The sequence below is a fragment of the Serratia sp. 1D1416 genome (assembly GCF_003641105.1).
Lineage (GTDB): Bacteria > Pseudomonadota > Gammaproteobacteria > Enterobacterales > Enterobacteriaceae > Serratia > Serratia ficaria.
Window position 1 is genome coordinate 4,076,837 of sequence record NZ_CP032738.1, and the last position, 12,796, is coordinate 4,089,632.

Sequence of the window (12,796 nt, forward strand, 5' to 3'; positions counted from 1 at the left end):
GTGTGGTCTTGCTATCGATAACCCTAGCATCTACATTTGGTTAACAAAACCTCACTAAAACCTCAAAAAGACCTCATGCGGAGGCGCAATGAAATTCTCTATCAAGCAGATCGCCGCGCAGGCCGGCGTCAGCAAAGCGACGGTGGATCGCGCGCTGCACCAGCGCGGCAAGGTGCACCCGCAAACGCTGCGGCGCATCGAGCAGGCGCTGCAGGATTTGGAAAGCCAGCAGCGCAGCCTGTTGGCCAGCGGCCGCACCCTGACGATCGACGTGGTGCTGCATACGCCGCAGCGTTTCAGCCAGCTGGTGAGCGACGCGCTTTGCAGCCAGCTAGGCGGCTTTGCGCCGTTTCGCGTTACGCTGCGCTTTCATATTTTCGAGCAGGCGAGCACCGAAGAACTGGCGAATACGCTGGAGCGCTGCCGCACGCTGGGCTCTTACGGCGTGATCCTCAAGGTGAGCGATGAACAGCGGCTGAACGACGCCGTCGACCGGCTTTGGCAGCAGGGCATTCCGGTGGTGACGCTGGTGACCGACCTGCCGCAAAGCCGGCGCATCAGCTATATCGGCATGGACAACCGCGCCGCCGGGCGCACCGCGGCCTATCTGCTGGCGCGCTGGCTGCCGCCGGAGCCGCAGCGGGTGGCGGTGGTGCTCAGCAGCCAGGGTTTTCGCGGCGAAGAGGAGCGCGAGAGCGGCTTTCGGCAATGGTTGCGGGAGCGGGCGCCGCAGCTGCGGGTGCTGGAGATCAGCGGCGGGCTGGGAGTGCACGCGCCGACGCTGGAGCGGGTGACGGATACCCTGCGGCGTTACCCGGATATCCACGCCGTCTACAGCGTCGGCGGCGGCAATTCCGCCATCGTGGCGGCGTTCGAACGGCTGCGGCGGCCGTTAAAGGTGTTTATCGGCCACGATCTGGATCGCGAGAATCGCCAGCTGCTGGCGCAGGAGAAAATCGACGCGGTAATCGACCATGATTTACAGCGAGATGCGCGCAGTACCTTTCAGATAATTCTGCAATACCACGGGTTTATTTCGGGCGAAGTCGCCGGACCGGCATTCTCAAGGGTGAACGTGGTCACGCCGTTCAATATTGGCATGGCATGACGGTTTTATTTCAGGGCTAAGTTATGCGATGCTTAAGCATTATTTATGCAAAAGGATCCTCGCATGTCCGATCTCTCCCGCTGCGCTTTTACCGAGGGCAGCGTTGCCTTGCCGGAAGGCTATGCCGACCGCACCGTCAACGTGCTATTGGCCGGCGATGACGTTTCCCCCTCGATCAATATTTCCCGCGATGCGTTGCAACCGGCGGAAGCCCTCGACGGCTACGTCAGCCGTCAGCTGGCAGCGCTGGGCCAAAGCCTGAAGGGCTGGGCGTTCAAGAGCCGCGAACCGGCGATGCTGGGCGGCGACCTGCTGGCCGGAGAATGGGTGCGCGCCAGCTACCTGCGCGACGGCAAACGCATCTGGCAAAGCCAGGCGGTATTTGCGCAGGCGGATGGCCGGGTGCTGGTGTTTACCCTGGCGATGGCGCGCAAGCTGTCGCCGCAGGACGACGCGCTGCTGCAGCACGTGCTGAACAGCTATCGGGCGGCCTGAATCATGATGACCCTGCGTAAAAGGAACTTACCATGACCGAAGCGGCGCGCGTCGGCGATACCATCGGGCATTCGCACGCCCTGGCCGGGATGATCGCCGGCACCCTCGTCGGCGGCCTGATCGCCGCCGCCGGCGCGGTGGCGGCGGGCGCGCTGTTCGTCGCCGGCCTGGCGGCATCCTGCGTGGGCGTGGGCGTGCTGTTGATCGGCGCCAGCCTGGCGGTGGGCTATCTCACCGGCGAGGCGGCCACCGCGGCGCGTGACGGCATTGCCGACGCCGGGGCCGGCAGCCTGACGCCGAAGGGCAAGATTGTCACCGGTTCGCCCAACGTCTTCATCAACGGCAAACCGGCGGCCATCGCCACCGTCAGCCAGGTGGCGTGCAGCGACGACGGCCCGAGCATGCAGATGGCGCAGGGCTCCGACAAGGTCAGCATCAACGGCCAGCCGGCCGCGCGGGTGGGGGATAAAACCAACTGCGACGCGCAGGTGATGGAAGGCTCGCCCAACGTGTTCATCGGCGGCGGCACGGTGACCACGCTGCCGATTAAACCCGAAGTGCCGGACTGGCTGTACAAGGCTTCCGACCTGACGCTGCTGTTCGCCGGCCTGGTGGGCGGCGTGGGCGGCGCCGTCGGCAAGCTGGGCGCATTGGGCAAGATGCTCGGCAAGCTGCCCGGCATCAACAAGCTGGGGCGCGTCGCCTGCCGTTTTGGCACCTTGATGACCGCCACCGCCGCGGCCGGCATCATCGCCCGGCCGGTGGATATCGTCAGCGGCCAAAAATTCCTCGACGGCGAGGACGAACTCGATTTCGTGCTGCCGTCGCGCCTGCCGGTGGCCTGGCAACGTTACTGGCGCAGCGGCAACCCCGGCGACAGCGTGCTGGGGCGCGGCTGGAGCCTGTTCTGGGAGAGCAGCCTGCAGACCTGGCAGGACGGCCTGGTGTGGCGCGCGCCTTCCGGTGACTATGTTGCCTTCCCGATGGTAGCGCGCGGGCACAAAACCTACTGCGAAGCCGAAAAGTGCTGGCTGATGCACAACGCCGACGGCAGCTGGCAGCTGTTTGACGTCGGCGAACAGATTTATCACTACCCGCCGCTGGCGGGCGACCAGCCCAGCCGCCTCAGCATGGTCACCGACGCCATCGGCAACGCCAGCTCGTTGTTTTACGACGACGACGGCCGGCTGCTCGAACTGGTGGACAGCGGCGGGCAACGCCTGGCGTGCCGCTACCTGAACGGTCGCCTGAGCGAGGTGGCGCTGCAAACCGCCGAAGGCGAGCTGCCGCTGGCGCACTATGGCTACGATGAGCATGGCCAACTGGTGACGGTGAGCAACCGCGCCGGCGAGGTGACGCGGCGTTTCAGCTGGCGCGACGGCCTGATGGCCAGCCACCAGGACGCCGCCGGGCTGCTGAACGAATACCTGTGGCAGGAGATTGAGGGTGTGCCGCGGGTGGTGGCGTATCGCAACAGCGCCGGCGAACGGCTGGACTTCAGCTACGATTTCGCCGGTGGCCGCCGCAGCGCCACCCGCGAAGACGGCAAGCGGGCGGACTGGCAGCTGGATGACGACGACAACGTGGCGCAGTTCACCGACTTCGACCAGCGGCGCTACGGTTTTATCTATCAAAACGGCGAGCTGTGCAGCGTGCTGCTGCCCGGCGGCGCCCAGCGCCAGAGCGAATGGGACGCCTACGGCCGCCTGCTGAGTGAAACCGACCCGCTCGGCCGCAAAACGACCTATCAGTATTCCCGCAACAGCGGCCGGTTGTTCTCCGTCACCTATCCCGACGGCAGCCGCGAATGCCAGCACTGGGATACGCTGGGCCGGCCGACCCGCTATGTGGACGCGCTGGACAACGCCACGCTCTATCACTACCCGGATGACGAAGAGAGCCTGCCGAGCCGGGTGATCGATGCGCTGGGCGGCGAAGTGAAGCTGGAGTGGAACGCGCGCGGGCTGCTGACGCGCTATACCGACTGTTCCGGCAGCGTGACCGCCTACGCCTATGACTCTCAGGGCCAGCTGAGCGCGCAGACCGATGCCGAAGGCCACGTGACCCGCTACCAATGGGACCACGGCGGGCGGCTGCATAGCCTGATCCAGCCGGACGGCAGCGAAGAGCGCTTCAACTGGAATGAGCGCGGCCAGCTGGCCGAGCATCAGGATGCGTTGGGCAGCCTGACCCGCTGGCAATACAACGCGCTGGGCCTGCCGAGCAGCGTGACCGACCGCATCGACCGCACCCGCCGTTACCACTACAGCCCGCAGGGCTGGCTGACGCGGTTGGAAAACGGCAACGGCGGCGAATATCGATTCAGCTACGACGCCGTGGGCCGCGTGCTGGCCGAACAGCGGCCGGACCAGGTCAGCAATTATTACCGCTACGGCGCGGCGGGATTGCTGGAAGAACATCGCGAGGTCGGCCTGCCGGGCGGCGCCGGCGAACTGACGCAGCGCGTGCAGCGCTTTCGCTTCGACGAAGCCGGGCAGCTGGCGTGGCGCGGCAACGCCAGCGCGGAATGGCATTATCGCTTTGACGCCATGGGGCGGCTGAGCCGGCTGAGCCGCACCCCGACGGCGCTTGGGGTGACGCAGGGCATCGAGGAAGACAGCGTCAGCATGCGCTACGACGCGGCCGGGCGGCTGCTCAGCGAACAGGGCGTAAACGGCGAGCTGCAGTACCAGTGGGATGCGCTGGCCAACCTGCAGGCGCTGACCCTGCCGCAGGGCGACCGGCTGCAGTGGCTGTATTACGGTTCCGGCCACGCCAGCGCCATCAAATTCAACCAGCAGGTGGTGAGCGAGTTCACCCGCGATCGCCTGCACCGGGAAACCGGCCGCAGCCAGGGCGCGCTGCAGCAACAGCGGCGCTATGACGAAATGGGGCGCCGCAGCTGGCAAAGCAGCGCCTTCGGCCACGACAAGCTGACCCGGCCGGAAGACGGCGCGCTGTGGCGGGCATTCCGCTATACCGGGCGCGGCGAGCTGGCCGGCGTTAGCGATGCGCTGCGCGGCGAGGTGCACTACGGCTACGACGCCGAAGGCCGCCTGCTGCAGCATCGCGAACCCGCGCAGGGCAAGCCGGGTAGCCGGTTGGTGTACGACATGGCGGATAACCTGCTGGGGGAAAAAGGCCCCAACAGCGACGTGGAAACGCACCTGCCGCTGGCGCCTGTCGCCGACAACCGCCTGACGCATTGGCAGAAGTTGTTCTACCGTTACGACGCCTGGGGCAACCTGATCAGCCGGCGCAACGGCATTTATGAGCAGCACTATCGCTACGACGCCGATAACCGGCTGATACAGGCGCGCGGCCGCGGGCCGCAGGGCGAGTTCGACGCGCAGTATCACTACGACGCGCTGGGGCGCCGCACGCGCAAGACGGTCAGCTACAAGGGCAAAGCGGCGCAGACTACGCGCTTTGTGTGGCAGGGTTACCGGCTGCTGCAGGAGCAGCGGGCAGACGGCAGCCGCCGCAGCTGGAGCTACGATCCGGCCAGCCCGTGGAGCCCGTTGGCGGCGCTGGAGCAGGCGGGCGACAGCCGTTCGGCGGAGATGTATTGGTACCACACGGATCTGAACAGCGCGCCGCTGGAGGTGAGCGATGCGGCGGGCAACCTGCGTTGGTCCGGGCAATACGACACCTTCGGCAAGCTGCAGGGGCAAACGGTAGAGGGCGCGGCCAGGCGCAATGGCGCGCAATACGATCAACCGCTGCGCTACGCCGGGCAGTACCAGGACGACGAGAGCGGCCTGCACTATAATCTGTTCCGTTACTACGAGCCGGAGGTAGGGCGCTTTACCACCCAGGATCCGATCGGGCTGCGCGGCGGGTTGAACCTGTATCAGTATGCGCCGAATCCGTTGGGGTGGGTGGATCCGTTTGGGTTATCTGGAACTCGAATTCCGAGGACAAATGGCCATTGGGACGGCGTCCCTGGTGAAAGTAATTGGTATTCTTATAAGCCAGCGGTAAATGCCGTTACAAATAATCAGCCAATACCATTCTCTAATGGGCGGCCAGATTTTTCTCCATGGTCAAAAGGAAGCATAACTTTTGAAAATAATGTTCTGGATGGCACTGAAAAGGATTTTCCTAAGGTATACAAAGCAATAGCTAAAGAAAAGGGAATTACGCAAAGTGCTGCACAAAAATTATTGCGTAAAAATAAACTAACGCCACACCATCTTAGTAATACAGAGATAATACTGGTACCTCGTGGATTGCATGGGAACGTACCACATATAGGGTCTGCATCAGATATGAGGAATGGAAAAAAATGTTGAAAAAGCTAGAGAAACTTGGTGTTTCTCTGAGTAAGCTACCGAATGGGGTAGACAATCCTTTATTAAAAAGACTTGAAGGGTACTCAGGTATTTTGCCGAAGGAATATTGTGATTTTCTGGCTAACTTTAGCCAAGGGGCTGAGTTTGACTCTTTAATCGTTTATAAAGGAATTGAAGCGTCTCCATGGGCAAGTAAAGATGGATATGATTCACTGGAATACTTTTATGGATTAAGTAACTCAGAAGGGGGGGGAGGTGATATCTTTGAGTTCATTGAAATGTATAAGGATGATCTTAGAGAACAATGGCTGCCTATAGCATCATCAGATGGCGGCAATCAAATATGTCTTTGCCTAACTGGGAAAATGGTTGGGCAAATTTGGTTCTGGGATCATGAAGCAGATCCTTTATATGATGAAAATCACGTAATTGCAGGATTGTCACTAGCTGCTTACGATTTGAAAGATTTTATTTATCGTCTTGAAATTGATAAGGAAGAACCTGATATATCAGGAGTAAAGAAAGTCGTTTTAGATTTTTGAATATATTTACGCTCTTTAAAAAATAAACCACAAGAGCAATAATCGAGTTGGCCTTCAGGGTGTTTTTACCTGCGCCCGCAGAACGACATTGACGCGCACCTGCCGTTGGCGCCGATCGCCGACAACCGCCTGATGCATTGGCAGAAATTGTTCTACCGTTACGACGCCGATAACCGGCTGATACAGGCGCGCGGCCGCGGGCCGCAGGGCGAGTTCGACGCGCAGTATCACTACGACGCGCTGGGGCGCCGCACGCGCAAGACGGTCAGCTACAAGGGGAAAGCGGCGCAGACTACGCGCTTTGTGTGGCAGGGCTACCGGTTGCTGCAGGAACAGCGGGCAGACGGCAGCCGCCGCAGCTGGAGCTACGATCCGGCCAGCCCGTGGAGCCCGTTGGCGGCGCTGGAGCAGGCGGGCGACAGCCGTTCGGCGGAGATGTATTGGTACCACACGGATCTGAACAGCGCGCCGCTGGAAGTGAGCGATGCGGCGGGCAACCTGCGTTGGTCCGGGCAATACGACACCTTCGGCAAGCTGCAGGGGCAAACGGTAGAGGGCGCGGCCAGGCGCAATGGCGCGCAGTACGATCAACCGCTGCGCTACGCCGGGCAGTACCAGGACGACGAGAGCGGCCTGCACTATAATCTGTTCCGTTACTACGAGCCGGAGGTGGGGCGCTTCACCACCCAGGATCCGATTGGGCTGCGCGGCGGGTTGAACCTGTATCAGTATGCGCCGAACCCGTTGGGGTGGATTGACCCGCTAGGATTGGCTGTTGATCCTATAGCAAAATTGGAGGATCGGGGATTTAGTGGTGTTGTTAAGACACCTGCCGGAGGACTCGATTATTCAGGGAGTGATGCCCTGTATAATCTAAGGGAAGGAGTTAACCCCATTGTGAAAATTGAATATACAGGGGACTACCTTCAGGACTTCACTGCGGCTAACATAAAAGCAGGGCTTAACCAGAAAACAACACCGAGTGGTTATGTCTGGCATCACCTGGATGATTATAATCACGAGACTAATATGGGGACCATGCAGCTAGTGAAACAAAAAGCACACCAAGGTATCTCCCATGTAGGGGGGGTAAGTCAGTATAAGGCGGCAACTGGAAAAGCATATACCTTCCCTGCGAGAAATCGCGTCCGTAAACTTGTTGGAGGAAACTGTTAATGTATCTCTCAGACTCGGAAAAAACGCTGTCAGTAGAGGAGATGGATTCCTTTAATGCGCTTTTTAATAACGATTTGCCTGATTCTTTTAAAGATTTCTTTCTCAAGAATAATGGTGGTTATCCCATTGATAACGAAGAGGGAAATATCTTCATGTTAGGTGGCTTTAACCCAATAAAGTATGGTGACTTGCCGATTGAGGTAATTTATCAAGATCTTACGGAGTCCTTTGCTGAACTAAAGGATATGGTGCCGTTTGCTTATGATGAGGGTGGGAACAGCTTTCTTTTGTCGCTTAAGAAAGAAGATGATTCATTTGGCAGGGTTTTTGTATTTTTAATGGATGAAAAGGAACTAGAGGAAGTGGCTGATTCCTTTTCTGATTTTATTGGTGAGTTGTTTGCGTAGAACCAAGGGGACTGGTGAGTACTAGTTGAATGAGTGTCAATGTATGAGGGAGAGGCGATGTACAAAAAAGAATGGGAAAATGCGCTCCAAAGAACTGAGAGATTAGGGTTCGAGTATCCGGTTACGTTTGTTGAAATGGAGGGGAAAGGACTCCTGAATGATAAAAGGTTGCGACACATGAATAAAGTACTGCAACCGGCCCTTGAGGGGTTTACAAGTTATGAACAGCTTGTTGGGCAATGCCTTCAGGTCCATCTAGCAGCCAAATCCGTTATTGAGGATTGGTTATCTTGTCCTGTTTTTTACACATTGGGTTGGGTAGATGATGGCAGTCCGAAAGGGATCTTTCGTTTTGATGATGATGATATTAAAAATAAATTAGAAAATGGTCATCATGAACCCACAATCAATATTCATGCTTGGTTGACGCTTCCAACCTATGAAGTCATTGATTTAACATTGACCACTACACTGTGTTTATTGCAGGGACTCAAGGACGGTGGAGGAGGAGTTTTAGCAAAGAAGGCAGATGATTTCAAAGGCTTCTCTTATAGACCTATGTTGGTTGGTGATGAGTACCTGAAGCGTATCGGGCTCATAAAAGACATTACGCTTGTTTCATGGTAATCAGATCACTGACTGATGTGATGCTCTTCATGGCATTGGTCTTCGACACATTATTTTGATACGTTCGAAAAGCCGCACTATCATGGTACTAAAGGGGAGCATTTCTCTTATGAAAAAGGCCATCCAAGAAATACGAATAAATATAAAGGGGATCGGTGTTTCTAATGAAAAGTGAACTAGCCACGAACGGTAAGACGAGCCTGGAAAGAATTGGTGTCGATGCAAATAATGCCGGTTTATCTTTAACCTATGTATTTTCATCATCAGAGTATGATTTATACATCGAAAGTTTACATAGTATAATAAACTCCTTCAAGGGAAAAAGGATTTTATTTTTCGAGGATGATTATTACACGACTAGTGTAAGTGATAAGTTAAAAGCAATAAAACGTGCAGTAGGTAAGATAGGATTAATGGATCTTAAAAAGCATATAATAAAAAAAGAGGATGTAAAAATCAATGATAATAATTACTTCATCGATATGGCTTTGATTAATGGTGATTTAAGTGAAGATGTTGTAAAAACCATATATAACAATGTATATAACGGAGTGGGTGTTTATTTTCTATTGGATAATAAACCTGAGCGCGTATTTTCCGTCTCACTACTTGATGCTATAAAAGGTTATAATAATAGTGCGGAGAATATATTTAAAGTTTATTTTGGCGAGACATTGTCTGCTGAGAGGTTTTTTATTATATATGGGGGGCATATAGATGATGACTATTCATATATAAATCATCATGTGGTGAAAAAGGATAACGCATCCTTGCTTGAAAATTTTGCAAAAAATAGTACTCATCTTTATCCAATTGATTTCTCTAAACAGTTACAATTAATTGAGTCAAGACGTAAAGGATGAAGATGTTTGAAATGTGATAATAGAGGGAGAGCAAATGCAAGCTGCAGGGGCAAACGGTAGAGGGCGCGGCCAGGCGCAATGGCGCGCAGTACGATCAACCGCTGCGCTACGCCGGGCAGTACCAGGACGTCGAGAGCGACCTGCACTATAATTTGTTCCGTTACTACGAGCCGGAGGTAGGGCGCTTTACCACCCAGGATCTGATCGGGCCGCGTGGCGGGTTGAACCTGTATCAGTATGCGCCGAACCCGCTGATGTGGGTGGATCCGCTGGGGGTGACAGAGGTTACTGTTGGTCGCTGGATGGGACCAGCAGAATACGAAAAAATGGTTTCCACAGGTAAGGTTGTGCAAAGTACAACGGGAACAACGCATGTAGCATCACCTGCAGATATTGATGCGTTTAGAAAACAAGCTAAACCGGGTACTATGTACGTTGAATTCGAAGTGCCTGAACGATCTTTAATCAAGACCAATGAAGGCTGGACAAAAATAGTTGCTCCGGACTCGTTGGAGGGTCGATTAGCCAAACGTAAGGGACGAGCAGTACCAGAAATGCCGACTGTGAAAAACATTGAGGTAAGGCCCATAAAACAGAATCAGGAATTTCAACATGCTCAAAAAAATAAGTGATTGGATCTTGTCTAATAGCCATTATGAAGTTAAGTACAATGTTAATGATTTTACAGATACTCTGGTTGTTGATATAGATGATGATACGAAGATTGCACGCTTCAGCGTATGGGATGATGCATCTTGTATGCTGGAGAACATTGATGTTGAAACCGGGAACTATATAATTAATGAGCGAAGAGAATTATCAAGTGAAGAAAGTGTAATAGAAGCATTTAAAGAGTTTGTATCGTTGCTTAAAAATTAGTTATAAAGATTACTAATCTGAGTTCGATTTGCTAATTTTAAAATGTTCGTCTTGTTACATAAAACCGTAGACAATAACCCCAGCCTTACTCCCCATGCTGCGGGCAACGCCAGAAGCGTGAAGCTCCCAGCCGCCCGCAAATATTCCCCGTTTACACCCAGCCCTTGCTGCGGAATTCGTGCAGCGTTTTAGCGACAAAGGTCATCTCCTGCGGCGTGCCGAACGAGATGCGGCACCAGCCGTCGGCCGGCGGGAAGGCGCGGCCCACCAGGATCCCGGCCTGTTTCATCTGCTGCTGAAACTGCGCCAGCGGCACGCCGAGCTGGAAGAACGCGAAATTGCCTTCGGAAGGCAGGCACCTCAGGTTGAGCGCGTTAAGCGCCTGCAGCAGGATTTGCCGCGAGGTGTCGTTGCTCTTTTTGCTGTAGGTGATGAAAGCCTGGTCCTCCAGCGACGCCAGCGCCGCATCCACGCCGCAGAAGTTGATCTTCTCGCCGGCAACGCGGTTAGCCAGGCGGGCAATCACCGCCGGCTGCGCCACCGCATAACCGACGCGCATGCCGGCCATGGCGAAGATCTTGGAGAAGGTCTTCAGCAGGATCACGTTGCCCGCGCCTTGCTTAATCATCGGCCCGACCGAGCGGAAGCGCGCATCGTTAACGAATTCGGCATAAGCCTCATCGACGATAAACATCGTGTCGGCCGGTTGGCTGGCGATCCAGGGTTCAATCAGATCGGCGGGAGTGATGGTGGCGGTCGGGTTGTTGGGGTTGACCAGATACACCAGCGAAGGGCCGCCGTACTCTGCCACCGCCCGTTTCAGCCCTTCGATGTCGAACTGCCAGCCGTCGAGCATCGGCACCTTGGTGATTTTCATACCGGCAATCTTGGCGAAGTGTTCGCCGTCGCCGTAGGTCAGCGCCGGGATCACCAGCTGGGTGTCCAGCGTGGCGTAGGCTTCCACGGCGGCGCGTATCCCCTCCGAGGAACCGGCGGTCAGCAAAATGGCGCTCTCCGGCACCTGATACTGGCTGGCCAGCTTGCTGCGCAGGGCGATAATCTCGTCCTTGGCGTAGCGGTTGGCTTTTACCACCGCGTCGCGCGCCGCCGCCTGCGCCTTGGGCGACATGCCGAGCGGGTTTTCGTTGAAGTTGATGCGAATGGGGTTGGCGGCGGTGGGGGCGGTAAAGACGGGCGAACCGGGCATGGCGTCCGCCAGCGAGCTGCGGCTCAGCCCCGCCAGCGCTACGCCGCCGGCCAGGGCCCCGGAGAGTTTCAACAGCTGTCTGCGTTTCAGGTTTAGGGTGCTGCTTTCTTGCATCTGTCTGATCTCCTTGTTGAAAAACGTCAGGGAGAACAGGCAGAAACCATGCCAACTTTTAACCTGTTGATTTTTAAAGGGCTGAATAACCCTGTGCACTATAGTGCACCAGCATAAGCGGGCAACTGCACCATCGCGCAGTCCCGCTTATGCCGCACGACGTCGCCACAGCATGCCCGGTTTGGCGAACATCACCAGGTTGCCCAGCAGGATCAGGCACAGGCCAATCACCGCATTGAGGTGCCACTGGTAACCTTCGTAAATCGTCGAAATGGTCAGCGCCACCAGAGGGAACAGCAGGGTGCTGTAGGCCGCCGCGCCGGCGCCGATGCGCCCCAGCAGGCTGAAATAAGCGGCGAAGGCGATCACCGAACCGAAAATCGCCAGATACAGCAGCGAACCGATATAGCGGCCGCTGTATTCAATCTGGAACGAGGCGCCCTGCGCCAGCGCTATCAGCGCCATCAGGATCGCCCCGTAGCTCATGGCGTAGGTATTGGTGGAGAGAATGTCCAGCCCGCGCCGCTGGTGGCGTGCGCTGATCATGTTGCCCAGCGAAAAGCCGTAGGTGCCGAGCGCGCTCAGGCCGATGCCTTTCAATAGCTCCGGCGCCATCCGGCTCGCCGCCAGATCCTGCCAGAACAGCGCAACGATGCCGGTCAGGCCCAAGACCGCCGCCGGCAGCAGGTTGGCGCTGGGGCGCTGGCGGAAGAACAGCATGCCGTTAACGGCGTTGAACAGCACCGCCATCGAGAAAATCACCGATTCCAGCCCGCTGCTGATATAGACCGCCGCGTGGTAGAAACAGTAGAAGTTGAAACCGAATACGCAGCAGCCCTGCAGCATGCAGAACAGGTGGTCGCGCACGGCGATGCGCCGCAGGCGGCGCGCCAGCAGCAGCACGGCGAACATGGCCGCGGCGGAGATCATAAAGCGGTAACCGATCGAGACGGGAATGGCCACCGGGCCTTCCTGCTGCAGGGTAATCGCAATCCAGGTGGTGCCCCAAATCAACACCACGGCAAGGTACAACAGCGCGTTCATAATCGACTCCGCTAAAAACAGATGAACGCAGTATCCGCC

The 12,796-nt window shown here is 56.4% G+C and carries 10 protein-coding genes and 2 pseudogenes; 10 read left to right on the forward strand and 2 right to left on the reverse strand.

The window, feature by feature from the left end:
• Positions 1 to 88: 88 nt before the first annotated feature.
• The 10 genes and pseudogenes from D7I37_RS19725 to D7I37_RS19770 all read left to right on the forward strand — a co-directional run bounded on the left by D7I37_RS19725 (position 89) and on the right by D7I37_RS19770 (position 10,392).
• Positions 89 to 1,108 carry a LacI family DNA-binding transcriptional regulator gene (locus D7I37_RS19725; RefSeq protein WP_095097432.1) on the forward strand — a complete coding sequence of 340 codons (1,020 nt, stop codon included), beginning with the start codon at positions 89 to 91 and terminating at the stop codon, positions 1,106 to 1,108.
• A 63-nt stretch (positions 1,109 to 1,171) separates the two neighbouring features.
• Entirely contained in the window at positions 1,172 to 1,603 is a 432-nt protein-coding gene (locus D7I37_RS19730) for a DcrB-related protein (RefSeq protein WP_129544205.1), read from the forward strand.
• A gap of 32 nt (positions 1,604 to 1,635) precedes the next feature.
• Complete coding sequence (locus tag D7I37_RS19735; RefSeq protein WP_242502713.1) at positions 1,636 to 5,898, forward strand: RHS repeat-associated core domain-containing protein; 4,263 nt, start codon at positions 1,636 to 1,638, stop codon at positions 5,896 to 5,898.
• Positions 5,892 to 6,440 carry an SMI1/KNR4 family protein gene (locus D7I37_RS19740; protein WP_129544206.1) on the forward strand — a complete coding sequence of 183 codons (549 nt, stop codon included), beginning with the start codon at positions 5,892 to 5,894 and terminating at the stop codon, positions 6,438 to 6,440. Before D7I37_RS19735 ends, D7I37_RS19740 begins: the two co-directional genes overlap by 7 nt.
• 81 nt (positions 6,441 to 6,521) lie before the next feature.
• A pseudogene (locus D7I37_RS27635) lies at positions 6,522 to 7,616 on the forward strand (RHS repeat-associated core domain-containing protein); the annotation flags it as partial.
• The gene (locus D7I37_RS19750; protein ID WP_129544207.1) at positions 7,616 to 8,023 is read left to right on the forward strand and encodes an SMI1/KNR4 family protein; all 408 of its coding nucleotides are present in this window, start codon (positions 7,616 to 7,618) and stop codon (positions 8,021 to 8,023) included. The pseudogene D7I37_RS27635 and the gene D7I37_RS19750, both read left to right, overlap by 1 nt.
• Before the next feature lie 57 nt (positions 8,024 to 8,080).
• Complete coding sequence (locus tag D7I37_RS19755; protein ID WP_129544208.1) at positions 8,081 to 8,650, forward strand: hypothetical protein; 570 nt, start codon at positions 8,081 to 8,083, stop codon at positions 8,648 to 8,650.
• Positions 8,651 to 8,814: 164 nt separating this feature from the next.
• Positions 8,815 to 9,513, forward strand: a complete 699-nt coding sequence (locus D7I37_RS19760) for a hypothetical protein (protein ID WP_129544209.1) — start codon at positions 8,815 to 8,817, stop codon at positions 9,511 to 9,513.
• A gap of 38 nt (positions 9,514 to 9,551) precedes the next feature.
• Positions 9,552 to 10,145, forward strand: a pseudogene (locus D7I37_RS19765) (RHS repeat-associated core domain-containing protein); the annotation flags it as partial.
• Positions 10,126 to 10,392, forward strand: a complete 267-nt coding sequence (locus tag D7I37_RS19770) for a hypothetical protein (RefSeq protein WP_129544211.1) — start codon at positions 10,126 to 10,128, stop codon at positions 10,390 to 10,392. The pseudogene D7I37_RS19765 and the gene D7I37_RS19770, both read left to right, overlap by 20 nt.
• A 151-nt stretch (positions 10,393 to 10,543) precedes the next feature.
• Here the strand turns inward: D7I37_RS19770 and D7I37_RS19775 are convergent, their stop codons facing one another.
• Together D7I37_RS19775 and D7I37_RS19780 are read right to left on the reverse strand one after the other, a co-directional pair.
• Positions 10,544 to 11,713, reverse strand: coding sequence for a histidinol-phosphate transaminase (locus D7I37_RS19775; protein WP_061795363.1), 1,170 nt, complete (start codon positions 11,711 to 11,713; stop codon positions 10,544 to 10,546).
• Between the two features lie 147 nt (positions 11,714 to 11,860).
• Positions 11,861 to 12,757 carry a DMT family transporter gene (locus D7I37_RS19780; RefSeq protein ID WP_129544212.1) on the reverse strand — a complete coding sequence of 299 codons (897 nt, stop codon included), beginning with the start codon at positions 12,755 to 12,757 and terminating at the stop codon, positions 11,861 to 11,863.
• Positions 12,758 to 12,796 lie beyond the last annotated feature (39 nt).